At 67.8% G+C, this 24,059-nt stretch carries 22 protein-coding genes; 13 read left to right on the top strand and 9 right to left on the bottom strand.

The features are described 5' to 3' along the window. The first annotated feature begins 148 nt into the window (after positions 1–148). From VN11_RS21730 to VN11_RS05120, 5 genes are all read left to right on the top strand, one after another. Entirely contained in the window at positions 149–373 is a 225-nt protein-coding gene (locus tag VN11_RS21730; RefSeq protein WP_080374871.1) for a hypothetical protein, read from the top strand. Positions 374–384: 11 nt separating this feature from the next. Next, positions 385–639, top strand: coding sequence for a hypothetical protein (locus VN11_RS05105; protein WP_053448976.1), 255 nt, complete (start codon positions 385–387; stop codon positions 637–639). A gap of 211 nt (positions 640–850) precedes the next feature. After that, positions 851–1,237, top strand: a complete 387-nt coding sequence (locus VN11_RS05110; protein WP_053448977.1) for a DUF2946 family protein — start codon at positions 851–853, stop codon at positions 1,235–1,237. A 128-nt stretch (positions 1,238–1,365) separates the two neighbouring features. Then, positions 1,366–3,504: a TonB-dependent receptor gene (locus VN11_RS05115; protein ID WP_053448978.1), complete on the top strand. Its 2,139-nt coding sequence runs from the start codon at positions 1,366–1,368 to the stop codon at positions 3,502–3,504. Positions 3,505–3,515: 11 nt separating this feature from the next. Next, on the top strand, positions 3,516–5,021 hold the full coding sequence (locus tag VN11_RS05120; protein WP_053448979.1) for a PepSY domain-containing protein: 1,506 nt from the start codon (positions 3,516–3,518) through the stop codon (positions 5,019–5,021). Between the two features lie 9 nt (positions 5,022–5,030). On the opposite strand, the gene VN11_RS05125 is transcribed toward VN11_RS05120, so the two are convergent. Together VN11_RS05125 and VN11_RS05130 are read right to left on the bottom strand one after the other, a co-directional pair. Next, entirely contained in the window at positions 5,031–6,164 is a 1,134-nt protein-coding gene (locus VN11_RS05125; protein WP_053448980.1) for an MFS transporter, read from the bottom strand. Between the two features lie 11 nt (positions 6,165–6,175). After that, positions 6,176–6,952 (bottom strand): DeoR/GlpR family DNA-binding transcription regulator, encoded by a 777-nt coding sequence (locus VN11_RS05130; RefSeq protein ID WP_053448981.1) that lies wholly within the window; start codon positions 6,950–6,952, stop codon positions 6,176–6,178. A gap of 126 nt (positions 6,953–7,078) precedes the next feature. Here VN11_RS05130 and smqnr point away from each other — a divergent pair, with 126 nt between their 5' ends. Then, positions 7,079–7,726, top strand: coding sequence for a SmQnr family pentapeptide repeat protein (smqnr, locus tag VN11_RS05135; protein WP_053448982.1), 648 nt, complete (start codon positions 7,079–7,081; stop codon positions 7,724–7,726). 15 nt (positions 7,727–7,741) lie between these two features. On the opposite strand, the gene VN11_RS05140 is transcribed toward smqnr, so the two are convergent. Beyond that, positions 7,742–8,416: a class I SAM-dependent methyltransferase gene (locus VN11_RS05140; RefSeq protein WP_053448983.1), complete on the bottom strand. Its 675-nt coding sequence runs from the start codon at positions 8,414–8,416 to the stop codon at positions 7,742–7,744. A gap of 77 nt (positions 8,417–8,493) precedes the next feature. Continuing rightward, on the bottom strand, positions 8,494–9,873 hold the full coding sequence (locus tag VN11_RS05145) for a PLP-dependent aminotransferase family protein (protein ID WP_053448984.1): 1,380 nt from the start codon (positions 9,871–9,873) through the stop codon (positions 8,494–8,496). Between the two features lie 132 nt (positions 9,874–10,005). Here VN11_RS05145 and VN11_RS05150 point away from each other — a divergent pair, with 132 nt between their 5' ends. The 3 genes from VN11_RS05150 (at position 10,006) to VN11_RS05160 (ending at position 12,824) form a co-directional block, all read left to right on the top strand. Further along, positions 10,006–10,869 (top strand): DMT family transporter, encoded by an 864-nt coding sequence (locus VN11_RS05150; RefSeq protein WP_053451252.1) that lies wholly within the window; start codon positions 10,006–10,008, stop codon positions 10,867–10,869. A gap of 201 nt (positions 10,870–11,070) precedes the next feature. Then, the gene (locus VN11_RS05155; RefSeq protein ID WP_238581856.1) at positions 11,071–11,907 is read left to right on the top strand and encodes an SDR family oxidoreductase; all 837 of its coding nucleotides are present in this window, start codon (positions 11,071–11,073) and stop codon (positions 11,905–11,907) included. A 38-nt stretch (positions 11,908–11,945) separates the two neighbouring features. Continuing rightward, complete coding sequence (locus tag VN11_RS05160) at positions 11,946–12,824, top strand: LysR family transcriptional regulator (protein WP_053448986.1); 879 nt, start codon at positions 11,946–11,948, stop codon at positions 12,822–12,824. Positions 12,825–12,837: 13 nt separating this feature from the next. On the opposite strand, the gene VN11_RS05165 is transcribed toward VN11_RS05160, so the two are convergent. Beyond that, the gene (locus VN11_RS05165) at positions 12,838–13,737 is read right to left on the bottom strand and encodes a LysR substrate-binding domain-containing protein (protein WP_053451253.1); all 900 of its coding nucleotides are present in this window, start codon (positions 13,735–13,737) and stop codon (positions 12,838–12,840) included. Positions 13,738–13,843: 106 nt separating this feature from the next. Here VN11_RS05165 and VN11_RS05170 point away from each other — a divergent pair, with 106 nt between their 5' ends. Next, the gene (locus VN11_RS05170; RefSeq protein ID WP_053448987.1) at positions 13,844–15,361 is read left to right on the top strand and encodes an MFS transporter; all 1,518 of its coding nucleotides are present in this window, start codon (positions 13,844–13,846) and stop codon (positions 15,359–15,361) included. Here VN11_RS05170 and VN11_RS05175 read toward each other — a convergent pair. Together VN11_RS05175 and VN11_RS05180 are read right to left on the bottom strand one after the other, a co-directional pair. Further along, on the bottom strand, positions 15,345–17,432 hold the full coding sequence (locus VN11_RS05175; protein WP_053448988.1) for a TonB-dependent siderophore receptor: 2,088 nt from the start codon (positions 17,430–17,432) through the stop codon (positions 15,345–15,347). The genes VN11_RS05170 and VN11_RS05175 overlap by 17 nt on opposite strands. Before the next feature lie 331 nt (positions 17,433–17,763). Then, positions 17,764–18,168 (bottom strand): GFA family protein, encoded by a 405-nt coding sequence (locus VN11_RS05180; protein WP_053448989.1) that lies wholly within the window; start codon positions 18,166–18,168, stop codon positions 17,764–17,766. Between the two features lie 171 nt (positions 18,169–18,339). On the opposite strand from VN11_RS05180, the gene VN11_RS05185 reads away from it, so the two are divergent. Both VN11_RS05185 and VN11_RS05190 read left to right on the top strand, forming a co-directional pair. Then, positions 18,340–19,314: a DUF4105 domain-containing protein gene (locus VN11_RS05185; protein WP_080374872.1), complete on the top strand. Its 975-nt coding sequence runs from the start codon at positions 18,340–18,342 to the stop codon at positions 19,312–19,314. Then, entirely contained in the window at positions 19,314–21,335 is a 2,022-nt protein-coding gene (locus tag VN11_RS05190) for an esterase/lipase family protein (RefSeq protein ID WP_053448991.1), read from the top strand. The genes VN11_RS05185 and VN11_RS05190 overlap by 1 nt, the downstream gene beginning before the upstream one ends. An 88-nt stretch (positions 21,336–21,423) precedes the next feature. Here the strand turns inward: VN11_RS05190 and VN11_RS05195 are convergent, their stop codons facing one another. Further along, a complete protein-coding gene (locus VN11_RS05195; protein ID WP_053448992.1) occupies positions 21,424–22,845 on the bottom strand; it encodes an MFS transporter in 1,422 nt (473 codons plus the stop codon). A 29-nt stretch (positions 22,846–22,874) separates the two neighbouring features. Here VN11_RS05195 and soxR point away from each other — a divergent pair, with 29 nt between their 5' ends. Then, positions 22,875–23,309: a redox-sensitive transcriptional activator SoxR gene (soxR, locus tag VN11_RS05200; RefSeq protein ID WP_008267329.1), complete on the top strand. Its 435-nt coding sequence runs from the start codon at positions 22,875–22,877 to the stop codon at positions 23,307–23,309. A gap of 82 nt (positions 23,310–23,391) precedes the next feature. Here the strand turns inward: soxR and VN11_RS05205 are convergent, their stop codons facing one another. Then, positions 23,392–23,994: a short chain dehydrogenase gene (locus VN11_RS05205; RefSeq protein WP_053448993.1), complete on the bottom strand. Its 603-nt coding sequence runs from the start codon at positions 23,992–23,994 to the stop codon at positions 23,392–23,394. Positions 23,995–24,059: the final 65 nt, after the last annotated feature.

Below are 24,059 nucleotides of genomic sequence, written 5' to 3' on the forward strand. Positions count from 1 at the left end.
CGCCCTTCCGGGCGCCCATGCACAAGGAGCCTGCATGCCTGAAATCCACTGCAACCACAAACGCCGAACCAATGCCGGGAGCGACTCATCCAACGCCGTTGATGCGTTCTCAATCGGTGCGACTACCCCCCGATAAAATACAGCCTGCATGACGGACACCATCGACGAAGCGCAGGAACTGGAAGCGCGCCATCTGCAACACGCATTGGCCCAGCACGCAACGCGGGCCCGCACTGTTGCCCCTCTCACGCCCATTGGGGAATGCCACAACCCGGACTGCAGCGAAGACTTCGACAACGATCCGGCCAGGCTGTTCTGTGGGCCTGCCTGTGCCGAGCGCTACGAAGCCATCCATCAACACCGCAACGCATAGGAACAGGGGACATGTCTCTGAACAGCAACGACGCTGGCTTCACCGAACGCATCGCCGCAGTGTCGGCCGAGCTCGCCGTGCTGGTGAGCCTGGTGGAGAACCACATCCATCTGCAGTTGGCCGATCTGGCCGATTCGGGTGACGTGGATGCGCAGGAGCGATTCGCGGTCGCCGATCCGGAGCGCTGGTTGGAGAACGCCCGCAACAGCCTGCAGGCGGGCGTGATGTTCCTGGAACGCGCGGTGCGGCAGCCCGCCCGGTTCTAGCGTTGCCCCGTGGGGGCGGAAGGGGCCGGTGTGGTCGCCTTCCGTCCCCACCGGAGTACGCAGCGCGCTGCACGGCGGGGGCTGCGTCATAACGTCGCACCGCCTGTGCAGCAACCCTGAACGTGGTCCAAGGTTGGGCGAGGCCCCGTAGAATGGCCGCGTGCGCCGTTCTGTTCTCCACCGCCGGTTCCAGGCCCTGGCATGGCTTGCCATGCTGCTGGTGCTGCTCGCCCCGCTGGTGAGCCGCTGGCTGGCGCATGGCCACGTTGCGGCCAGCGCAACGGTGTTGGCGATGGACCACAGCCTGCACGCACAGCATGCGATGGACGGCCACCACGACCATCATGCGATGGCGATGCCGCACGGCGAAGCGGCACCGAAGCCTGCTGCCGACCCCCATGCCGATCATGAGATGGGCGTGGACTGCGATTACTGCCTGATCGCCGCACGGATGATCACCCTGCTGGTGGCAGCGTTGCTGCTGCTGGCACCGATGACGCCGGTCTGCCGTGCGTTGCGCGGGGCGGTGCAGGCCCTGCCGCAACGGATCAGCGGCACCCTGGGAGCGCGTGGGCCACCGGTCCTCAGGGCCGCCTGAGCCGCACGCGCGCTGCAGTGATCTTCCTGCCATGAGGCTGCCGGCCACGGCCGGTGCCCGCACGCGCGTGCCTATCCCTTTCTGATTGCTGCCCTGCAATGCGGGGTGGCCTTGCATGCCGTGACCCAATGAAAACCAACCCCAACTCCGCGTGCCTGCGCCGGGCGCTGCTGCCTGCGCTGTGTGCCTGGCTTCTGCAGGCGGCGCCTGCCCTTGCCGCCGATACGGCGCCTCCCACCACGCTGGATACCGTGCGCGTGGTGGATGCCCGCAGCGGCGAGCTGTCCTCCTCCGCCAGCGCCGGTTCCGCGCTGGGCCTGAGCGTGCTGCAGACGCCGGCCGCGCTCACCGTCATCAGCCGCGACCAGCTGGAGCAGCGCGGCGATACCAACCTCAATGATGCGATCAGCCGCGCAGGTGCGATTAGCGCCATGCCGCATCCCGGCAACGGGCTGAGTGCGCTGTCCAGCCGTGGTTTCACCGATGGGGCGTCGGTGATGCGGTTGTATGACGGGCTGCGCCAGTACGGGGGCGTGGGCATCACCTTCCCGTTCGATACCTGGTCGATCGAGCGCATCGAAGTGCTGCGTGGGCCGGCCTCGGTGATCCATGGCGACGGCGCGATCGGCGGGGTCATCAACATCGTGCCGAAGAAGCCCTCGCGCGGCGCCATCGAGAACGAAGTCAGCGTGACCGTCGGCAGCGAGGACATCGCACGCCTCGGATTCGGCAGCGGCGGCGCGCTGACTCCGGCGCTGGCGTACCGGCTGGACGTGAGTGGCAATTACAGCGCGGGGTGGGTCGACCGCGGGCGCAACAGCGACGCCACCTTCTCCGGTGCGCTGCTGTGGCAGCCGCGCGACGACCTGCAGCTGACCCTCACCCATGCGCAGGGCCAGCAGAGGCCGATGCGCTACTTCGGCACGCCGTTGATCGACGGTCGCCAGCTGGACGCGCTGCGCCACCGCAACTTCAACGTGGAAGACAGCCAGATCCGCTTCCGTGACCGCTGGACCCAGCTCGACGCGCTGTGGACGCCCACCGCGAACGTGGAGTGGCGCACCCGCGTCTACCAGATCGACAGCCAGCGCGACTGGCGCAACGCCGAGGCCTATGTCTACAACCCACGCACCGGCCTGGTTGATCGGTCCGGCAACACCCGGATCACCCACAACCAGGACCAGACCGGGCTGACCTCGACGCTGCGCGTGCAGGGGGATGTGGGCGGCCTGGTGAACAGCTTCGCGGTGGGGCTGGATGCCAACCGTGCGCACTTCAAGCACACCAACAACACCTATGCCGGCAGTTCGGGTCCGGTCGATCCGTTCCATCCGGTGCCCGGCACGTTCGTCAGCGATGCGCCGAACCTGCCGCGCTACCGCAACCGCGCCGAGCAGTATGCGCTGTTCGTGGAAGACCGGCTGGCACTGGGTGAGCGCTGGTCGGTGCTGGGTGGGCTGCGCCACGATCGTGCCGACATCGATCGCACCGATCTGATAAGCGGCCAGCGTGCGTTCTCGAAGACCTACAGCAGCACCGGGTGGCGCGCGGGCACGGTGTTTGCGCTGCGCCCGACGCTGAGCCTGTACGCGCAGTATTCGCAGGCAGCGGACCCGGTCAGCGGCCTGCTGATGATCAGCCCGGCCAACGGGGCGTTCGACCTGGCCAAGGGCTGGCAGTTCGAGGTGGGCATGAAGCAGGCCTTCGACGGTGGCGAGTGGACGCTGGCCGCCTACCGCATCCGCAAGACCGGTCTGCTCAGCCGCGGCCCGCTGCAGCCTGACCGCCGCGTGCAGATCGGCGCGCAGACTTCGCGTGGCATCGAGGCTTCGTTGAACTGGAACTTCGCGCCGCAGTGGTCGCTCGATGCCAACGCGACGGTGCTGAAGGCCGAGTTCGAGGACTTCCTGGAAACCGCGGGGACGCCGCCTGTGCTGGTCTCTCGCGACGGCAATGTGCCACCGAATGTGGCCGAACGCCTGGCCAATGTGTGGTTGAGCTGGCAGTTCCTGCCCGACTGGACCCTGGCCGGTGGCGCGCGCTACGTCGGCAAGCGCTACGCCGACAACGCCAACACGCTGGAACTGCCGGGCTACAGCACCACCGACCTGGCACTGACCTGGCAGGCCGCGCCGCGGACGCGGCTGACTGCACGCATGTTCAATGTGTTCGACAAGGCGTACTACGCCACCGCGTACTACACCAGTACGCAGTGGTTGTTGGGTGCGGACCGGCGCGTCGAATTCACTGTCGATCATCGCTTCTGAGGGCAAGGGCCATGTCGCTGCGTTCCACCGCCAAGCGCTGGACCTACCTGGTGCATCGCTGGCTGGGCATCGGAGGATGCCTGTTGATGTTGCTGTGGTTCGTCAGCGGCATGGTGATGCTGTTCATCGGCTATCCAAAGCTGACACCCGGTGAGCGCCTGGCGGCGCTGCCGCTACTGGGTGATGCCGTCGATTGGCGAGGGCTGTCGGCGCTGCCAGGCGCTGTACAGGCCGAGCCGGAAGCGGTGGCGCTGACCACGCTGCGTGGCGAACCCACCTATGTGGTGCGCAGCGGCAGCAACGTCGGCGCGTGGTCGGCGCGGACAGGCCAGGCGCTGCTGCCAGTGTCGGCACAGCAAGCTGAAGCGTCGGCCGCGCAGTTCGCCGGCGGGCAGGCGTTCGTCGGCGCAATGCGTGTGGATGAGGATCGCTGGACGCACTCGCGCGCGCTGGATGCGCATCGGCCGCTGTACCGGGTGGAGGTGGGCGGTACCCAACCTGGGGACCTCTACGTGTCCTCGCACACGGGCGAGGTGGTGCTGGATGCACCGCATGCGCAGCAGCGCTGGAACTATGTGGGCGCGTGGCTGCACTGGCTGTATTTCCTGCGCATGCAATCGGTGGATCCTGTATGGACGTGGGTGGTGATCGTGCTGTCCGCGCTGTGCACCGTGGCGGCGGTCAGCGGCATCGTGGTCGGACTGTGGCGCTGGCGTTTCCGCGGGCGCTACCGCTCCGGCGCGAAGACGCCGTATGTCGAACCCTGGATGCGCTGGCACCACCTGATCGGGTTGGTCGCTGCTGCCTTCGTGTTCACCTGGATCTTCAGCGGCTTGATGTCGATGAATCCGCTGGGCGTGTTCAGCGGCACCCGCAATGCGATCAATGCCGACCGTTACCGCGGAGACAGGGTGGCGGTGGATGGGGCGCTGGCCGAACCGTCGGCGTTGCTGGCGGTGGCCGGCGACGCGCGGTTCCGGCCGGTGGAAATCCAGTGGCGTCGCATCGGTGGCGAGCTGTTCGCGCTGTTGCTGGACGGGCAGGGCGATACCCGCATCGTGTCCAATGTGGACGGGCGGCTACAGGTCGCGCGCCAGTTGCCCGCTGCGCGCCTGCAGCAGCAGGCAGGCCTGATGTCGGATGCCCCGCTGCAGGACTTCCGCGTCCTGCAGTCGCCTGATGCCTACTTCTATCCGCGCGCGCCCGAGGCCATGAACGGTGCGGCCGTGCGCCGCTTTCCGGTGGCGGTTGCCGACTTCGATGATGCCGAGGCGACGCGTGTCTACCTCGACCTGGGCAGCGGTGACCCGCTGCTGACCCTGGGCCAGCGCGAGCGGGTAGGGCGCTGGCTGTTCTATTTCCTGCACAGCTGGGACCTGCCGGCGATGCTGCGGCAGGACGTCGCGCGACTGGGGGTGTTGCTGCTGCTGAGCACGGCAGGCACCGCGCTGTGCGCGACCGCTACCGTGATCGGCTATCGGCGCGTGCGGATGAAGGTGCGGCGTCGGCGGCGCTGATGCGTCGGGTCACACCCGCAGCCAGCGGGTGGACATCGCCACCAGCAACAGGGCCGTCGCCACGCCGATGAACGCGGCGACCAGGCCGAAGTGATTGGCGGCGAAGCCGATCAGCGCCGGGCCGGCGAGGATGCCGGCAAAGCCAAGCGTGGACACCGCCGTGATCGCCAGCGCACCGGGCATGCGGGTCTGGTGGCCTGCCAGCGAGAACAGTGCCGGCGCGATGTTGGCGCAGCCCAGGCCCACCAGCACGTAGCCGAGCAGGGACGCCTGCCAGGGCGTAACCAGGGTCAGCACCAGCACGCCGCTGGCGGCGAGCAGGGCGCCGAACACGATCGCGCGCTGGCGACCGACGCGTGCCACCAGCACATCGCCGAACAGGCGCGCGACGGTCATGGTCAGGGTGAAGGTCACATAGCCGATGCCGGCCAGGCTGGCGTCCACACGACGTACGTCGGTGAGGAACACCGCGCTCCAGTCCAGCATCGCGCCTTCGCCAAGGAAGGCGATGAACGCCAGAACGCCGATGAACAGCACCACGCCGTGCGGCATCGCCAGCATCGGCGTGTCATGCGGCATGCGCTCGCGGTGCCAGTACGACGCCGACAACAGCATCACCAGCAGCATGGCGCCCACGCCGACAAGCACCGACGCCAACGGTGGCAGCTGTGCCGAAAGCAGTACGGTCATGGCGGCCGCACCAAGGAAACCGCCGATGCTGAAGAAGGCATGGAAGCCGGACATCATCACGCGCCGGGCTTCGCGCTCGACGATCACCGCCTGCACGTTCATCGTGCAGTCCATCGCCCCCACCGCGGCACCAAACACGAACAGCACCAGTCCCAGCAGCCAGGCCGTGTCGGCCAGCACCAGCCCTGGCACGCTGAGGCAGATCAGCAACGTGCTGGCCACCATCACCCGACGGCAGCCCAGGCGCGCGGCGAGCACGCCGGACAGCGGCATCGCCAGCAGCGAACCGGCACCCAGGCAGAGCAGCACCAGGCCCAGCGTGGCATCGTTGATGTCCGTGCGTGACTTGGCGAACGGCACCAGCGTGGCCCATAACGCGGTAGCGAAGCCGGGAATGAAGAATGCAGCGCGGGTCGCGTGCTGTTCGGCACGCGCGCGGTTGGCAATAGGCATGGGCGGTTCGGTCAGGGCAGGGTGGGATGCACTGCGATGCCGGCGGCACGGAAGCGGGCGGCCAGTGCGGGAGGCGCCGACGTGGTCAGCACCAGATCGTCGATCTCGTCCAGGCTGGCGATCTGCCAGTTGCCGCGTGCGCCGAGCTTTTCAGTGGTGGCAGCGACGATGACGCGGCTGCTGCACGCCACCATCGCGCGCTTCAGTGTGGCTTCTTCCGAATCCATCGCCCACACGCCGGTGTCGCCGTCCACCGCGCACGGACCCGGCAGGTACACATCGGCCCGCAGGCGCTGCACCTGGGCCAGCGCTTCGGCACCGACCGCGCCGCCACCGCTGGCCAGGCGGCCGCCGATCAGCTGCACGGCGATGCCTTCGTGATAGCTGGCGGCCGTAGCAATCTGCGGAGCATTGGTGATCACCGTCAGCCCGAGCGCGGCGGGCAGCTGCTGGGCGATGGCCAGGTTGGTCGACCCGGCATCAAGCAGTATCACTTGGCCCGGTTGCAGCAGGGCGCAAACGCGAGCGGCCAGTTCGGCCTTGTCGCCCCGGTCATGGGTCAATCGCTCACGCAGCGGGCGTTCCTTCGGCGGCGGCAGCACCGCCCCCCCGTAGACACGCTGGCACAGGCCCTGGGTGGCCAGTTCGCGCAGGTCGCGGCGGATCGAATCTTCAGAGACGGCATAGCGGCGCGCCAGGTCGGCGGCCACCACACGGCCCTGCTGGCGCAGTTCCTCAAGGATCTGCTGGGGGCGCTGGGCGGGAAGGGGGCTGGGATCGGAGCTCATGCCGGGAATCATGCATTACTGTGCATGAATGTGCAACATCAGGCATTGCGTTCCGCGGCGCTGGCGGGGTTGGGAATACGGCGCTTGCCCGGCATCATGGCCGCGCTCCCTGGCATGGAATCCCTGATGTCCCCCACCATTCACCACAAGCTGCGCATCGGCGCCGACCAGTACACCGGCCAGAAAGTGGTCGACCAGCAGTTCCAGCAATGCGATTTTTCCGGCGCGGACCTGACCGCGACCGAGTTCATCAACTGTAGTTTCTACGACGCCGACAGCCGCAGCGGTTGCCGCTTCAACGGCGCCACGCTGAAGGAAGCCAGCTTCCGTGGCTGCGACATCAGCATGTGCCACTTCAACTTCATCAAGGCGCTGGGCCTGGAGATCAGCGAATGCCGCGCGCAGGGCGCGGATTTCAGCAATGCCAGCTTCATGAACCAGATCACCACGCGCAGCGGGTTCTGCAGCGGCTTCATCAAGAAGTCGAACCTGCGCTACGCGAACTTCTCGCGGGTGACGCTGGAGAAGTGCGAACTGTGGGAGAACCGCTGGGACGGCGCCAATGTGAGCGGCGCCAGTTTCGCCGGCTCGGACCTGTCCGGTGGCCAGTTCGAGGGCATCGACTGGAACAGCGCCAATTTCACCGATTGCGACCTGACCAATTCCGAGTTGGGTGAGCTTGACGTGCGCAGCACCAACCTGCGCGGCGCGACATTGGACGTGCAGCAGGTGGCGCTGTTGATGCAGCGCATCGGCATCACCGTGGTGCCGTGATCCGGTCCGGCTGCATCACGTCGCGTACGCCACCCAGCCCTTGAAGCTGAAGCCGGCGTAGAACAGCTCCACGTCGACGAAGCCGGCTTCCTGCAGCAGCGCGACCTCCTGTTCGGGCGGCAGCAGCGGCAGCCGCTCGGCAATGGCTTCGATCGCGCGCTGTGCATCCACGCGCGCAACGCCAGAGGCTTCGGCGAACGCCGCATAGCGCTGCAACCAGCGCAGCTTGCCGTCCGGATCCTGCGGCACGCTGTGGTGAGCGACCACCAGAGGGGCACCCGTGCGCAGTCGCTTGTGTAGTTCGCGCAGCGTATGCAGGCGTTGCGTGGCGTCGAGGAAGTGCAGGGTCAGCAGGCAGCTGGCGCCGTCGAAGCGCACGTCCGGAGCATCGTCGATGTAGCCTTCCAGCAGTTCAACGCGTGCGTTCAACGGACCCAGCGTCTGCTCGGCCAGCGCCAGCATCGGTGCGGCCGGGTCCACGCCCAGCAGCTGCCAGCCCGGTTGTGCTTCGGCAAAAGCTTTCAGCTCCAGGCCGCCACCGGCGCCCAGTACCAGCACGCGCCCCTGCACGGGGACCCGTTCGGCCAGCAGCAGGCGACTCATCTTCTGCAGGGCGAGGTAGCCCGGCACCTGGCGCAACGGGCCCTCGGCATAGCGGGCCACGGCCTGCGGATCGGAAAACGACGACATGCGCGCACTCCTGCAAGGGGAACTACCACTGTACCGTGGCACGCAAGTGCCGGTGCCGCAGGGCACTGGCATCGCGCTCAGTGCAAGGCCTGCGCCAACACCTGCCAGATGCGCGGGTCCTGGCATTGCGAGACATTGAAGCGCAGGTAGTCGGCCGCGCGCTGCGACTGGCTGAAGGCGTTGCCCGGTGCCAGCACGATGCCCTGGCGCAGGCAGTGCCGCGCCAGGGCCGCGGCGTCGCGGCCATCGGGCAGCTGGCACCACAGGAACAGGCCGGCTTCGGGCTGCAGCCACGGGGTGATACCCAGCGCGTGCAGTTTCCGCAGCGCATGCCGGCGTGCATCGGCCAGGCGCGAACGTACTGACTGCATGTGGCGACGATAACCACTGTCGGTCAGCGCGATGTGCATCAGCTGCATCGCCAGATGGCCGCCGCCGAAGCTGGTTGCCAGCTTCAGGTCGGTCAGCGCGTCGATCCAGTCGTGGCGCGCCGCGATATAGCCGCAGCGTGAGGCCGCCGACAGCGTCTTGGAAAAGCTGCCGACGTGGATCACCCGCGACAGACCATCCAGCGCGGCAAGCCGGGGGGCGGGATGCAGCTCGAAGTCGGCGAAGATGTCGTCCTCGACGATGACCAGTTCGCTGTGCTCGGCCAGGCCCAGCAGGCGGTGAGCGGTGCTGGGGGAAAGCACGGCGCCGGTCGGGTTGTGCAGGCCCGAATTGGTGATGTACAGCCGCGGCGAATGTGCCTGCAGCGCTTGCGCAAACGCATCAAGGTCCGGCCCGGTGTGGGTGTACGGCACGCCTACGGCCTGCACCTGATGTGCCTTCAGCAGCGCGTGGTAGTTGAAGTAGCTGGGGTCATCCACCAGCACGCAGTCGCCGGGCTTGAGCAGGAAGCGGCAGATCAGGTCGACCGCGTGCGTGCCCGATTCGGTCAGCAGGATCTGTTCCATCGGCGCGTCGATGCCCAGTGCAGCAGCGCGCCGCTGCAGCAACTGGCGCAATGCGGGCAGGCCGAGCGGGCCGGCGTAGTCGACCAGCTGCGATGCATCGACACGTGCCAGCCGGCGCAGGCCACGACGCATGCCGTCCTGGTACAGCCAGTCGCTGGGCATCCAGCCGCAGCCCGGCTTGAGGTGGCCCGCGGGCGTTTCCAGCGATTGCCTCGATACCCACAGCGGGTCCACCACGCGATCCAGCCGCGGCTCCATCGCGGCCAGCGCCAGCGGTGCGGCCGGGCCACTGACGTAGAAGCCAGAGCCCGCGCGCGCGCTGATCACGCCTTCGGCCGCCAAGCGCTCGTAAGCCTCGACCACGGTGGAGACCGATACGCCCATCGCTGCCGCCTGCGCCCGCACCGACGGCAGGCGGGAACCGGGGCCATCCACGCGCGCGCTGATGCGGGTGCGGACGGTCTGGATGACTGATTCGATGCGGGTGAGCGGACGCGACATGGAGGGACTGTAGTGGAAGTGTGGGCAGTACAGTTACTTGCGACTGTACTGGATTGTAGCTGGGGTGACCCGGCGATGGATGTTCCCATGCAGGTTCCGCCGGGCGATGCCTGGCATGACAGGAATACAGGCGTGGAACGGTCAGCGAGCGGTTGGATCAATGGCTTCATCGGTGTGGTGATCTTCGCCGGCTCGTTGCCGGCCACCCGCCTGGCGGTGCTTGAACTGGACGCCGGGTTCGTCACCGCCGCACGCGCCACCATCGCCGCAGTGCTTGGCCTTGGCCTGTTGCTGCTGTTGCGCCAGCCCTGGCCGCGGCGCAGTGACCTGCCGGGGCTGGTGGTGGTCAGTCTTGGCGTGGTGGTCGGTTTCCCGCTGCTGACCGCGTTGGCCCTGCGCCATGCGTCATCGGCGCACACCATCGTGTTCGTCGGCCTGCTGCCACTGAGTACCGCACTGTTCGGGGTGCTGCGCGGCGGCGAGCGGCCGCGCCCCGCCTTCTGGCTGTTCTCGCTGCTGGGCAGCGCCTGCGTGGTCGGCTACGCGATGCGCAATGGCATCGAGGCCTCGCTGCAGGCCGACCTGCTGATGCTGGCCGCGATCCTTGCCTGCGGGCTCGGCTATGCCGAAGGCGGCCGGCTGGCCCGCCATCTCGGCGGCTGGCAGGTGATCAGCTGGGCGCTGCTGCTGGCGTTGCCGGTGATGCTGCCACTGAGCGTGGTGATGCGCCCGGCCTCGTTCGCCGCGGTGGGCGCGCCTGCGTGGTGGGCACTGGGCTACGTGGCGGTGTTCAGCATGCTGGTCGGCTTCCTGTTCTGGTACCGCGGGCTGGCGCAGGGTGGAATCGCCGCGGTCGGCCAGCTGCAGCTGCTGCAGCCATTCTTCGGCCTGGCGTTGGCGGCGCTGTTGCTGCACGAATCGGTCAGCGCCGGCATGGTGCTGGTAACGCTGGGCGCGGTGGTCTGCGTGGCCGGCGCGCGCCGCTTCAGCCGCTAGAAAAAGGGGACGGAGGGGATTAAGTCGCTATTGCCCCTTGTGTGCCGGAAGCGACTTAATCCCCTCCGTCCCCTTTTCTGGCGATAGCGCGGGCATATCGTGGCGTGTGGTCAACGGTATTGGCCGGTGCCCCCGCCCGTGGTTGAAGCTGTGCGGATGCAACCTGTTTCGCGAATTTCCTTTGAAGGCCAAGTGGGGCTGGTGACCGGTGCCGCCGGTGGACTGGGCCTGGCCTACAGTCGCCTGCTGGCCGAGCGTGGTGCGCACGTGGTGATGCACGACGTCGGTGCCGGCACCAATGGTCGTGGCACCGATCCGCTGCGCATCCAGCACAGTGCCGACGCGTTGCGGGCGCGTGGGCTATCGGTGCAGGCCGTCAGTGATCCCATCGATCATCGTGCCGGTTGCCACGCGCTGGTGCAGGATCTGCTGCAGCAGCATGGTCACATCGACTTCCTGATCCACAACGCTGGTTGGGTGGAGTACCAGGCGCTGGAAGCGGTCGAAGACGATGCGCTGGAGCGGATGCTGTGCCTGGCCGCAAAGACACCCTTGTGGCTGGCGCAGGCGGCGTGGCCGGCGATGCGCGCGGCGGGTGGTGGCCGCATCGTCATCACCACCTCCGATCGCGCGCTGTATCCGCAGTACGCACAGCGCGGTCTTTCCGCCTATGCGATGGGCAAGCTGGCCGCGCTCGGCCTGGTCAATGTGCTGGCACTGGAAGGTGCCGGGCACGGCATCGTGGTCAATGCGGTTTCGCCGGTGGCCAAGACGCGGATGTGGGGCATCGACGGCGAGCCGGACGAGCTGCATCCGGAGGCAGTCGCGCACGGCGTGGCCTTTCTGGCATCGACGCGCTGCCAGGGCGGCGGATGGGTGCTGCGTGCAAGCAATGGCCAGTTCCATGCGCTGCGCCTGCAGGAAGCGGAACACGTTGCATATCCGCGCGATCTGCGCGCGGTCAGCGCCGACAGCATCGAGTCGGTGGCCCTGCAGTGGCCGGCCATCGCCCGCGCCAGTGTGGACGTGCGCAGCTGAGGGCGTACCCTAGCCGGATTCCCACCACCTGCATCGAGATGATCGACCTGCGCCTGCTCCGCCAGTTCGTGGCCGTGGCCGAAGAGCTGCACTTCCACCGCGCCGCCGCTCGGCTGCACATGTCGCAGCCACCGCTGACGGCGGCGATACGGCGGCTGGAAGACGAACTGGGCAGTGAACTGATCGTGCGTGGCAACCGTACCCTGGGCCTGACCGTGGCCGGGCAGACCTTGCTGGTGGAAGCGCGCGCGACGCTGCAGCAGGCCGAACAGGCGCTGCAGCGCACCCGTGAAGCCGCCGCAGGGCAGCGTGGCAGCCTGCAGGTGGGCTATGTCGGCAGCGCGTTGTACGGTCGGTTGCCTGGTTTGATCCGCCGTTTCCGCCAGCAGTATCCACAGGTGCGGCTGCATCTGCAGGAGGCGACCTCACGCCAGCAGCAGCTGTGGCTGAGAGAGCAGCGCATCGACGTGGGGGTGTTGATTCCACCGATTCCTGCCGCCGAACTACAGTTGCACGACTTCGACCACGACCATCTGGCGATTGCGCTGCCGCGTACGCATGCATTGGCCGCATTGCCCGACGTGAGCGTGGCGATGCTGGCCGATGAACCCTTCGTGTCGTGGCCGGCCGGCGAGGGCATCGGTTTCCACGCACAGGTGCTGGGCCTGTGCACCGCGGCGGGATTCACTCCACGCGTAGTGCAGGAGGCGCAGGGCATGCATGCAGTGCTGTCGCTGGTGGCGGTGGATGCGGGCGTGGCGATCGTGCCGGCCAGCATGAGCAGTTTTCGTCCGGAAGAGATCGTCTACCGGAAGGTGGGCGGTGAAGCCGCGCGCTTTGCCCTGCAGCTGTGCGTGCGCCCGGAGCAACCGTCGCCGGTGCTGTGCAATTTCCTGGAAGCCGCGAACGCGAGCTGATCCTGCCGGCCGCCTAGGCGTGTTCGCCCTGGAACAGATGCGCCACGGCGTAGTCGATGAATACCCGCAGGCGCGCGCTGGGGTGGCGTCCACCCGGCCATAGCAGCGAGAACTGCCCTTGGTGCGTGGGCAGTGCAGGCAGCACCCGTTGCAGGCGGCCGTCGGCCAGCGCGTCAGCGGCGAGGAAGTCAGGCATCCAGGCCAGGCCCATGCAACCAATTGCAGCGGCCAGCACGGCTTCCATGTTGTTGCAGGTCATCGCCGTCGGCAGGCCCGCTCCGGCATCGCCTTCGACGCCCGGCAGTTGCCACGGATGCAGCTTTCCGGTGGTCGGGTAACGGAAGCGCAGTGCGGCATGCATGCGCAGCTCGCTCACATCACCGGGCGTGCCGTGCGCGTGCAGATAGCCGGGGGCCGCACAGAGGATGAAACGAAACCCGCCCAGCCGCCGCGCGGTCAGGCTGGAATCGGCCAGCGCACCGCTGCGTATCACTGCGTCGAGGCCTTCGCTGACCACATCGACGATGCGGTCATTGAAATCCAGTTCCAGCTGCACCTGCGGATAGCGCTGCTGGAACCCGGGCAGCACCGGCAGCAGGAAGCGATAGCCGATGGTCGGCAGCCCGATGCGCAGCAGCCCACTGGGCGCGTGCTGTCGCTGCGCCAGGTCCGCCTGTGCTTCGGAAAGCTCGTCCAGGGCACGCCGGCAGCGTTGCAGGAGCAGATCGCCCTCATCGGTGAGGTGTACGCGGCGGGTGGTGCGATGGAACAGGCGCGTACCCAGGTCCTGCTCGAGGCGGGCGATGCGCTTGCCCACCGCCGACGCGGACAGGCCGAGGACGCGGGCGGCACCGACGATGCTGCCCGCCTCCGCAGTGCGGACGAAGGCGAGCAGGGCAGAGATGGAATCCATGCCGGCATGATTGCGGAACACCAGGCCGCAATCAACGTCCATCGAGCCAGTTTTTCATCAATAACGGCCTGTCCATCATCAATACCCCTGATGGATGGAGGCCCGCATGGCCCCGGTTTCGATGCTCTCCTTGCCTGTCCGTGCGCAGCAGCGCTGGACGCTGCTTGCCGTCTGCCTGGCCGCGCTGGCGTTGCCGTTGTCCTTCTCGGCCGGCGCGGTCGCGGTGCCGGTGCTGGCCCGTTCCGCGGCGGCCTCACCCACTGCGCTGGCCTGGGTGACCAATGCATTCATGCTCACCTTCGGCAGCCTCTTGCTTGCTGCCGGCGGCCTGGCCGACCGCTATGGCCGGCGCCGGCTGTTCCTGCTGGGCACGGTCGGGTTCACCGCCGCTACAGCCGTCGTCTGCCTTGCGCCCACGCTGCTGTGGCTGGACCTGGCGCGCGGGCTGCAGGGCGTTGCCGCTGCAGCAGCGCTGGCGTCCGGCACCGCCGCATTGGCGCAGGCCTGGCAGGGGCCAGCACGTGCGCGCGTCTTCGCTCTGCTGGGCACGACATTCGGTGCAGGGTTGGCACTGGGGCCGCTGCTTGCCGGCCTTCTGCTGCAGGCACTGGGGTGGCGCAGCGTGTTCGCCGCCGGGGGTGTGCTGGCGTTGGCGGCCTTCGTACTGGGCGCGCGCGTGTTGCCTGAAAGCCACGGCGAGCGCGGACACCTGGACCTCGGCGGCATGCTCGGCTTCAGCCTGATGCTGGCAGCGCTGACCCTGGCCCTGCTGTGGCTGGGAGAATTCGGGCTGCATGCCCTGCGCGTACAGTTGGCGCTGCTGGCGACGCTGCTGCTGGGCGGGGTGTTCGTCTGCATCGAACGGGTGCATCGCTCACCGCTGCTGGACCTCTCATTGTTCTCGCAGCCGGCGTTCCTCGGTGTCCAGCTGCTGCCGGTGGCCACCTGCTTCGGCTACGTGGTGCTGCTGGTGGTACTGCCGCTGCAGTTGCTGGGCGTGCACGGGCAAAGCGCGACTGCGGTCGGATTGCAGATGCTGGCTCTGTCCGCGCCGATGCTGGTACTGCCGATGCTGGCCGCGCGCTGGGCCGAGCGCATCGGAAGTGCGCGGCTGTGCACGCTGGGCCTGCTGGTCTGTGCCACCGGCCTGTACCTGCTGTCGTGCCACGCCTCGCACCCGTCGCCCTCGCAGTGGGTGCCGTTGCTGATGCTGATCGGTGCCGGAACCGCGTTGCCGTGGGGCCTGATGGATGGGCTGTCGGTCAGCGTGGTGCCGGTGCAGCGTGCAGGCATGGCCGCCGGCATCTTCGGAACGGTGCGGGTGGCCGGCGAAGGCATTGCGTTGGCCGCAGTGACCGCCTTGCTTGCGCTGCTGATCGGCCAGCGGCTGCAGGGCGCGTCGCCCGCGTCGCTGGCCAGGGCCGGGGCCTATCTGGCCACCGGTGCGCATGCACAGGCGCAGGCGCTGCTTCCGGCGATGCGCGGCGCACACCTGCAGCAGGCCAGTGCCGAAGCGCTGGCGATACTGCTGCGGGTGCTGGCGTTGCTGACCGCCGCCTGTGCCGTGCTGCTGCACGTACTGCTGCGGCGGCCAGCGTTGGCCGTGATCAGAACCGATAGGTGATGGTGCCGGTGACCACCCGCGGGTAGCCGGCGAAGCAGTCACCGAAGGTGCGGCACGGTGCGTAGTAGCGCTTGTCGGTGAGATTGGTGATGTTCAACGCCATCGTCCAGTCGGTCACCTGCACTTCCACCAGGGCATCGGCCAGCGTGTAGCTGGGGGTGATGATGCGCCCGCCATTGCCCAGCGACACGGTATTGCCGACATGGCGCACGCCCAGGCCCAGGCGCAGGCGTGCGCCGTCCTCCAGCGGGAAGCCCTTCGAGACCCAGGCCGAGGCCAGGTCCTGCGGGGTGTCGTTGAGGCGCTGGCCCACTTCCAATGCGAAGTTGCTGCGGCTGACTTCGGCCTCGTTGCGCGCAACGGCGGCGGTGATCGTCAGCTCGTTGGCGAACTGGAACTGGCCCTCCAGCTCGACGCCCTTGGAGCGGATCTGCCCGGTCTGCACCACGTTCAGCACGTTGTCCGGGTCGTTGGTCTGCCGGTTGGTTTCGGTGATGCGGTACGCGGCCATCGTCAGCAGCAGGTTGCGCGCGGGTTGCCACTTGATGCCGGCCTCGGTCTGGCGGCCGCGCATCGGCTTGAAGGCCTGGCCGAACAGGTCCTGGCCGGCAACCGGCAGGAACGATTCGCTGTAGCTCAGGTAGGGCGATACCCCGGCGCCCAGTTCGCCGATCAGGCCGGCGCGATAGGTGGTGGCGTTGTCGGTCTGGCTGGGCTGGCCGTCGGTCTTCGAGCGTGCATGGCCGCGTCGTGCGCCCAGCACCAGTGAAACACGGTCGGCCCAGCGGATCTGATCCTGCAGGTAGAGGCCGAGCTGGGTGGAGGTCTGGTCTGGCTGGCGCTCCCAGCCACGCACTGTCGGTGCCACCGATACCGGGGCGTAGATGTCGATCGGCGTGCCGGTCGCATCCAGGCGCTGCAGCTGCTCCCGGTACTGGCTGTAGTCGACGCCGGCCAGCAGCAGGTGCTGGAAGGCACCCGTGGCGAAGTCGAACTGCAGGGCGTTGTCGGCACTGAAGATCTGCACGTCGGGGCGGGTGCCGTAGGCGGTGCGGTTGACCACGCGACGTCCGGCATCGATGAAGGGATCGGCCGGGTTGCTGTAGCTGTCCACGTACATCTGCTGCAGCGTCGTTTTGCCATCGATGTAGCGCATGGCCGAGCGCAGGCTGAGCACGTCGTTGAAGCGGTGGTCGAACAGCGCGGTGAGGCTGTAGACACGCGAGTCGATGCGGTCGAAGTCAGGGTCACCGATGAACGTGGAGGGATCGAGGCGGCGTCCGGGGGGCGCCAGCAGCGTCGCCGCCAGCGGCAGGAACTGCTGGCTGGAGCCGGTCCTGTCGTGCTGGTAGCTGGCCAGCAGGCTGAAGGTGCTGCGTTCGCCGCGCCAGCTGATCGAAGGCGCAAGGTAGACACGGTCGTCCTTGAGCGTATCGGTCTGCATGTTCGACTCACGCACTAGGCCGACGAAGCGCCCGGCCACCGTGCCGGCCTCGTTCAACGCACCGCCGATGTCGCCCTGAAGCTGCCTGCGGTCGAAGCTGCCAAGCTGCACGCCTGCCTCGCCCGCCACATTGCCGAACGTCGGGCGCTTGCTCATCGCATTGATGATGCCGCCGGTGGCGCCTGCGCCGTACAGCACCGACGAAGGACCGCGCAGCACTTCCACACGCTCCAGGCCATAGATTTCCGGCCGCGCCAACGGACTGAACCCGTAACTGCGGCGGAGGCCATCCTGGTACTGCACCGGATCCAGCCCGCGTACCGAGGTGGCATCGTTGCGGGTGTCCAGGCCCCACGCGTCGGCGGTGACGCCGGCGCTGTAGCGCAGCACTTCCTGCAGGTTGTGCGCGCCGCGATCGGTGAACAGCTGCTGGGTGACCACGCTGATCGCCTGTGGCGTCTGGGTCAGGGCGGTGTCGGTCTTGGTCGCGGTGCTGGCACGCTCGGCCACCACGCTGACGCGGTCCAGGGTGCGGGGAGTCGGCGCGTCGTCGGCCAGTGCGGCGTGTGCGACGAGGCTGCCGGGCAGGGCGAGGGCAAGCGAGAGCAGGGTGCGGCGGGCGGGCATGGCGGTCGGTCCACGGAAGATCGCCGCGGATTATCGGGATTGCATCCTGTTGTTGCAAATGATTCTCAATGGCTTGTCATCATCGAGACTTCGCCGCCTCACGCCCCCTATGCCGGCCAGCGCCTAGTCTCGGTTGTCCCCGTCCCCCACGGAGACCCGCCATGTGGCTGCTCGATCATCTCTGGCCTGGCCGCAGGCCCCTTCCTCCCCCGGTCGCTGCCGAGCCGCAGGCAGCGCCTCGCCGCCCTTGGCTGAAACGCCCCGCACGCGCCGGTCGCAGTGGCATGGCGCCCTGGCAGAAAGTGGCGGCACCGTTGCGACGCACGCGGCACTAGGCGCTGCGGTCGGCCGGGTGGTTGACGCCATCGTTGACCGGGATCACGCCCAGCGCGAACGGGTCGATGCCCTCCAGGCAGGCCACGTTGTAGCCGTACTGCTCGGGATTGGAGCGACGCCGGTGGTGGGTGTAGATGCCGCACACACCGCAGAAGTAATGCTCGGCCACATGGGTGTTGAACTGGTACAGCCGCAGGTGGTTCTGCCCGCGCACCACCTGCAGTCCCGCACGGGTCACGCTGGCGGCGATGGCGCCACGGCGCCGGCACATCGAGCAGTCGCAGCGGCGTGGGTCGACGATGCCGTCCGGCAGGTCCAGCAGCAGTTCGACCGTGCCGCAGTGGCAGGTTGCGCGGTGCCGGGGTTGGACCGGAACGCCGGCCACGGATGTAATGCCCATTGTTGCTCCTGTGTGGTGAACCTGGCTTCGGGCGCCGCCGCCGACGGTGCGCCGGCCTGGCTGAACGGGCCGTAGATGCCACGCTGATGCGGCTTGTGGCTAACTATGCGGCTTGAATACCGCCACAGGATCCCAGTGAACACCGCAGGACGTTGGATGACAGGAAGTGCCATGGCGCTGGCGGCGCTGTGGGTGACCGGGCTGCTGGCCTACCAGCTGCCGGGGCCGGGTGCGCTGGCCACGACGGTGGCCGTGCTGTGGCTGCTGGTTGCGCTGTGGGCATCGTGGCGGGTCGCACGCGGCCGAGGCAACCGCCGGCTGGGCCTGACGTTCGGCGCAGCACTGGCGCTGGCCGCGCTGTGGTGGCTGCTGCTGGCGCCGCGCCAGGACCGCGTGTGGGCCGATGACGTGGCCCAGCGCCTGCACGTGGTGTCGTTCGATGGGCGTCATGTGGTGCTGGACAACGTCCGTGATTTCACCTGGCGCAGCGAAACCGACTATGACCCGCGCTGGGTGCGCCGCGAGTACGACCTGGACCAGCTGCGCTCGGCCGATCTGGTGCTGTCGTACTGGATGGGCCCGGCAATCGCCCACACGCTGATCTCGTTCGGCTTCGACGATGGCCGCCACGTGGTGTTCTCGCTGGAGATCCGCAAGGAACGGGGTGAATCGTTCTCGGCGCTGGGCGGCTTCTTCCGCAAGTTCGAGATGACCCTGGTGGCCTCCGAGGAGACCGACATCATCCGCACCCGCACCAATGCGCGGGGCGAGGATGTCTACCTGTACCGCCTGCACGGCATGGACCGCACGCAGCTGAAGGAACTGTTCGCCGCCTACATCGAGCAGGCGCGCGAACTGGATGCGAAGCCGGGCTTCTACAACACGCTGACCAGCAACTGCACCACCATCGTCTTCGACCTGGCCCGCCACATCGCACCGCGGCTGCCGCTGGACTATCGCCTGCTGCTGTCGGGCTACCTGGCCGAGTACGCGCAGGAGGTCGGCGCGCTCACCCCGGGCGTGCCGTACGCCGAACTGCATGACAAGGGCCGCATCACCCAGCGTGCGCTGGACCTGGGTGACGGGGTGCATTTCTCCACCGTAATCCGCCAGGGCGTGCCCGGCACCGAGCAGGACCCGCAGTAATGACCCAACGCCCCCTGGCCCGCTGGCAGCGCCTGCTGCCGGTGTTGTTCGCCGCCATCCTGCTGCTGGGCAGCAGCGGCTGCGCGATGGTTACCGTCAAGCAGGTCACGTCCAGTGATTCGCTGGTCAACAAGCGCGCCGACGTGCTCAACACCGGCAAGCTCAGCCCGGCCGCGCGCGAGACGCTCAGTGCGGCAGGCCTGGATGAATCGCAGTGCGAAAAGGACTTCCTGGTTTGCCGCAGTACGCTGCTGATGACCGATGATCTCAACGTCGAACAGCGGCTGTCGGCGCTGTCCGAACTGTGGGTGAAGGCCGCACTGGCGTTGACGCCGAAGAAGACCGCCGCCGGCGATCCGCCGATGAGCGATGCCGCGCTGGATGCCTGGCTGGAAGCGGCCCGTTACGCCTATGCCTACCTGTTCTACAGCGGCCGTTCGCCGTCTGACCGCGCCTTCGAGGACCGGCAGACGCAGGTGCGCGACTACTACAACTACGCCGCCGAGAAGGCGGCGGTGGTGCTGTTCGTGCGCGCGCGTGCGTCTGCGCTGGCGGGTGAGGACTACACGAAGCCGATCTCGGTCGGCAGCTGGTCGCTGGCCTCCAACTACCAGCAGCTGGGCCTGAAGAGCATTCCCGCGCAGCTGGTGCCGGCCGGAACGGTCAGCTTCGTCGGCCTGCGCAGCACCTATCGCCGCGATGGCTTCGGTGCCGAACTGGTGATGGTGATGGACCCGCCGAAGCTGGTCGCGCCGGTGATCGCGCCGGACGGCCCGAAGGCTGAAACCGCTGCGGATGATGAGGATGACGCGCGCCGTGGCCGCCGCCATCGACATGACGATTCGGTGCCCGAGTTCAGCGAGATGTCCTCGATCAACGTCACCGCGCTGCTGCGCTTCGAGGGCAGCAGCCTGGACGACGTGATGCGCACGCGCCGGGTCGAGCTGGATGCCTACTCGCCGGAAGCCACCGAGCGCATCACCCTGCACGGCGAGCAGGTGCCGTTGGCCGGCAATTTCACCGCAGCGTACGGCCTGTGGCTGGCGCAGAGCGGCTTCGCCCGGCAGTCGCTGCGCACCCTGTTCGGCATGAGCGAGGGCATCGGTGAGCCGCACATCTACCTGATGCAGCCGTGGGACCCGAACCGCCGCATCATCTTCATGCTGCACGGCCTGGCCAGCAGCCCGGAGGCCTGGGTGAACCTGGCCAACGAGATCATGGGCGACCCCGAGCTGCGCCAGCAGTTCCAGGTGTGGCAGGTCTATTACCCGACCAATGCGCCGATCGCGCTGAACCGCTATGAGATCGCCAATGCGTTCAATGACACGCTGAAGCACTTCGACCCCGATGGCAGCACGCGGGCATCGAAGGACATGGTCTACATCGGGCACAGCATGGGCGGCGTGCTGGCCCGCCTGCTGGTCAGTGATTCCGGCGATGTGCTGTGGAATGACCTGCTGGCCAACTACGACCTGAAGGGCGAGCGCCTGAAGCGCGTGCAGGCCAAGCTGGGGCCGCTGTTGCACTTCAAGGCGCAGCCGAACGTGGAGCGTGCGATCTTCATCGCCGCGCCGCACCAGGGCACCGATATCGCCGGCAACAAGGTCGGGCGCCTGATCGGACGGCTGGTGCGCCTGCCGCTGACGATTCTCGGCAAGTTCGAGGATGTGTTCATGGCGCTGGCACAGGCCGAGCAGCAGGTCGATGGCACCGCCAAGCCGAAGATTCCCAACAGCATCGACAACCTCAAGGCCAGCGATCCATTCGTGAAGGCGGCCGCGCAGCTGCCGATCGAGGCCGGCCTGAAATACCACTCGATCATCGCCCAGCGCAAACCGGAACTGCCGGTGGAGAAGTCCGATGACGGGCTGGTGCCGTACTGGAGCGCACACCTGCCGGGCGCGCTGTCGGAGAAGGTGATCATTTCCGGCCACAGCGTGCAGGAGACCCCACAGGCTGTGCTGGAAGTGCGACGCATCCTGCACCGGGACATCGACGACGTGGGCACAGGTAGCAGGTAGTGCCGGCCGCTGGCCGGCATCATCACGGCATTCCTGCGTGTGCGGAGACCGCCGGCCAGCGGCCGGAACTACCGGGAATCCCAGTGCCCTACACCCGCCGTGCGATCACCGTCGCCAGCACCGCCAAGCCGCAGGTGATCGCCAGGCACAGCACATAACCGGTGTGCGGCGCGGTTTCCACGAACAGCGCGAACAGTGCACCGGACACCGCCAGCGCGGTGGTCACCGACAACGCCTCGCTCAGTTGCAGGGCCGAGGTATTGGCGCCCTGCTCATGCGGTGCCGACAGCGAAAGCGTCAGCACCGACAGGCTGGCGTAGATCATGCCCATGCCGAAGCCGGTCAGGGCCCAACCGACCAGCGCCACCGGCAGTGGCACGGGGTTGAACAGCACCGCCAGCGTGGCGACGATGCCGACCGTCATCATCGCCGTGCCCACGCGCAGCAGCTGCTGGCGTGACCAACCGCGCTGCTGGTGGCCCTGCAGCCATGAGCCGGCGAACCAGCCCAGCGCGCCGAGGCTGAGCACCGCGCCGGCCCAGCTCGGCGAGAGCCCGCGCTCGCGTTGCAGCAGCAGCGGCAGATAGGCCTCGCAGGCGAAGAAGGCCGCAGCGGCGATGCCACGCAGCGCGATCACACTGGGCAGGCCACGGCGCAGCACCAGCGTTCCGGTCGGAAGCAGGCGGTGCACGCAGAGCAGCAGCGCCAGCATCGCCGCGCCGATGCAGAGCAGCGCCGGCAGGCCCTGCTGCTGGCCGCCGAAATACAACAGCAGCGCAGCCAGCGAGGCCCCGCTGGCCCAACGCACCACGTTGCCACGTCCATCGTCGCGGTCGCCGACTGCGGTGGACTGCATGCGCGCCAGTGCCGGGCGCAGCAGCAGGGCGGCAGGAACCGCCAGCAGCGGCACCGCCAGGAACACCCAGCGCCAGCCCAGATGCTGCACGATCAGGCCGCTCAACGCCGGGCCGATCATCGACGGCACCACCCAGCCTGCGGAGAAGGCCGCAAACACCTTCGGCCGCAGGTGCTCGGGGTAGCTGCGGCCGACCATCACATACAGCGAAACCGAGATCGCGCCTGCACCCAGCCCCTGCAGCAGGCGCCCGGCAACCAGCATGCCCATGCGCATCGCGAAACCGGCCAGCAGCAGGCCCAGTACGAAGCAGGCCAGGCCGTACCACAGCGGTCGCGCCGGTCCGTGGCGATCGGCCCAGCGCCCGGCCAGGGTCATGCCGATCACACTGGTGGCCAGGGTGCCGCCAAACGCCAGCGCATACAGGCGCAGGCCATCGAGCGCTTCGGCCACGGTGGGCATCGCGGCAGCCACGGCCAGCGCCTCGAAGGCGTGCAGCGCGACCAGCGCGACCATGCCGATGGTGGTGGCGCGGTAGCGGGCGGACAGGATCGAAGTATCGGCCGGCACAGGGGTATCGGCAGGGGAGAGCATGGTAGTCATACAGATGGGCTGCGGGCCGCGCTTGTCAACCGGCGGCGAAGATAGCAGCATGACACCTCAACCGTAGTTGAGGTCAAGTGATGGCGTCCCAGGAACTGAGCGTTGGTGAAGTCTCCCAGCGCAGTGGCGTAGCGGTTTCCGCGCTGCACTTCTACGAGCGCAAGGGGCTGATCAGCAGCCTGCGCACCTCGGGCAACCAGCGCCGCTACAGCCGTGACGTGCTGCGCCGGCTGGCGGTGATCCGCGTGGCACAGCGCGTGGGCATGCCACTGGAAGCGGTGGGCCGTGCCTTCGAGAGCCTGCCCGAGGGCCGTGCGCCGACCAAGGCCGACTGGGCCAAGCTGTCGGCGCGCTGGCGCACCGAGCTGGAAGCGCGCATCCACATGCTGCAGCTGCTGCGCGACGAACTGACCGGCTGCATCGGCTGCGGCTGCCTGTCGCTGAAGCGCTGCCGCCTGGCCAACCCGGAAGACATCCTCGGCGAACGCGGCGACGGCCCGATGCGCTGGGAATGAAGAAAAAGGGGACGGAGGGGATTAAGTCGCTATTGCCCCTTATGTGCGGGAAACGACTTAATCCCCTCCGTCCCCTTTTTCTTTACCAGACGGTGAGGGTCTCGCCGCTCTGGATGCCTTCGACCGCGCGCCGGAAGGCCAGTGCCGCGCGTTGTGCGCTCACCGCTTCGAAGCCGGGGAAGTAGGGGCCGTAGGCCGCCATCGATTCAATCAGTACGTTCGGGCTGACCACGTTGATGCGCAGGCCGCGCGGCAGCAGCTCCAGCGCGGCCGCGCGCACGAAGCCTTCCAGCGCGGCGTTCACCGAGGTGGCGTTGGCACCGTCGCGGATCGGCTGTGCGCTGACGATGCCGCTGGTCAGGGTGATCGAACCACCGGCGTTCAGGTGGTGCTGCGCGGCCAGGGCGAGCCGCACCTGGCCCAGCAGCTTGTCCTGCAGGCCGATGTTGAACTGCTCGGGTGTCATCTCCTGCAGCGGGCCGAAGTACAGCTTGCCGGCGGTGGAGATCACCGCATCGACCGGGCCGGTGCGGGCGAACAGTTCGGCGACGCTGGCGTCGTCGGTCAGGTCGACCCGCAGTTCGCCGCTGTGGCGGCCGGCGGCGAGGATCTGGTGCTGCTGGCCGAGCTGGCGGGCGACCGCCTGGCCGAGGGTGCCGCTGGCACCGACGAGGAGGATCTTCATGGCCGTTCCTTGCGAGAGGGGGAATGAGTGAAGTCTGCGCGCTCATGGCATGGTTAGGTAAGTGG

This window comes from Stenotrophomonas maltophilia (genome assembly GCF_001274595.1).
GTDB lineage: Bacteria > Pseudomonadota > Gammaproteobacteria > Xanthomonadales > Xanthomonadaceae > Stenotrophomonas > Stenotrophomonas forensis.

Bases quoted from the DNA above. Each gene is read 5' to 3' on its own strand.
- VN11_RS21730 (WP_080374871.1), top strand. From the start codon at position 149: ATGACGGACACCATCGACGAAGCGCAGGAACTGGAAGCGCGCCATCTG.
- VN11_RS05105 (WP_053448976.1), top strand. From the start codon at position 385: ATGTCTCTGAACAGCAACGACGCTGGCTTCACCGAACGCATCGCCGCA.
- VN11_RS05110 (WP_053448977.1), top strand. From the start codon at position 851: ATGCTGCTGGTGCTGCTCGCCCCGCTGGTGAGCCGCTGGCTGGCGCAT.
- VN11_RS05115 (WP_053448978.1), top strand. From the start codon at position 1,366: ATGAAAACCAACCCCAACTCCGCGTGCCTGCGCCGGGCGCTGCTGCCT.
- VN11_RS05120 (WP_053448979.1), top strand. From the start codon at position 3,516: ATGTCGCTGCGTTCCACCGCCAAGCGCTGGACCTACCTGGTGCATCGC.
- VN11_RS05125 (WP_053448980.1), bottom strand. From the start codon at position 6,164: ATGCCTATTGCCAACCGCGCGCGTGCCGAACAGCACGCGACCCGCGCT.
- VN11_RS05130 (WP_053448981.1), bottom strand. From the start codon at position 6,952: ATGAGCTCCGATCCCAGCCCCCTTCCCGCCCAGCGCCCCCAGCAGATC.
- smqnr (WP_053448982.1), top strand. From the start codon at position 7,079: ATGTCCCCCACCATTCACCACAAGCTGCGCATCGGCGCCGACCAGTAC.
- VN11_RS05140 (WP_053448983.1), bottom strand. From the start codon at position 8,416: ATGTCGTCGTTTTCCGATCCGCAGGCCGTGGCCCGCTATGCCGAGGGC.
- VN11_RS05145 (WP_053448984.1), bottom strand. From the start codon at position 9,873: ATGTCGCGTCCGCTCACCCGCATCGAATCAGTCATCCAGACCGTCCGC.
- VN11_RS05160 (WP_053448986.1), top strand. From the start codon at position 11,946: ATGATCGACCTGCGCCTGCTCCGCCAGTTCGTGGCCGTGGCCGAAGAG.
- VN11_RS05165 (WP_053451253.1), bottom strand. From the start codon at position 13,737: ATGGATTCCATCTCTGCCCTGCTCGCCTTCGTCCGCACTGCGGAGGCG.
- VN11_RS05170 (WP_053448987.1), top strand. From the start codon at position 13,844: ATGGCCCCGGTTTCGATGCTCTCCTTGCCTGTCCGTGCGCAGCAGCGC.
- VN11_RS05175 (WP_053448988.1), bottom strand. From the start codon at position 17,432: ATGCCCGCCCGCCGCACCCTGCTCTCGCTTGCCCTCGCCCTGCCCGGC.
- VN11_RS05180 (WP_053448989.1), bottom strand. From the start codon at position 18,168: ATGGGCATTACATCCGTGGCCGGCGTTCCGGTCCAACCCCGGCACCGC.
- VN11_RS05185 (WP_080374872.1), top strand. From the start codon at position 18,340: ATGGCGCTGGCGGCGCTGTGGGTGACCGGGCTGCTGGCCTACCAGCTG.
- VN11_RS05190 (WP_053448991.1), top strand. From the start codon at position 19,314: ATGACCCAACGCCCCCTGGCCCGCTGGCAGCGCCTGCTGCCGGTGTTG.
- VN11_RS05195 (WP_053448992.1), bottom strand. From the start codon at position 22,845: ATGCTGCTATCTTCGCCGCCGGTTGACAAGCGCGGCCCGCAGCCCATC.
- soxR (WP_008267329.1), top strand. From the start codon at position 22,875: ATGGCGTCCCAGGAACTGAGCGTTGGTGAAGTCTCCCAGCGCAGTGGC.
- VN11_RS05205 (WP_053448993.1), bottom strand. From the start codon at position 23,994: ATGAAGATCCTCCTCGTCGGTGCCAGCGGCACCCTCGGCCAGGCGGTC.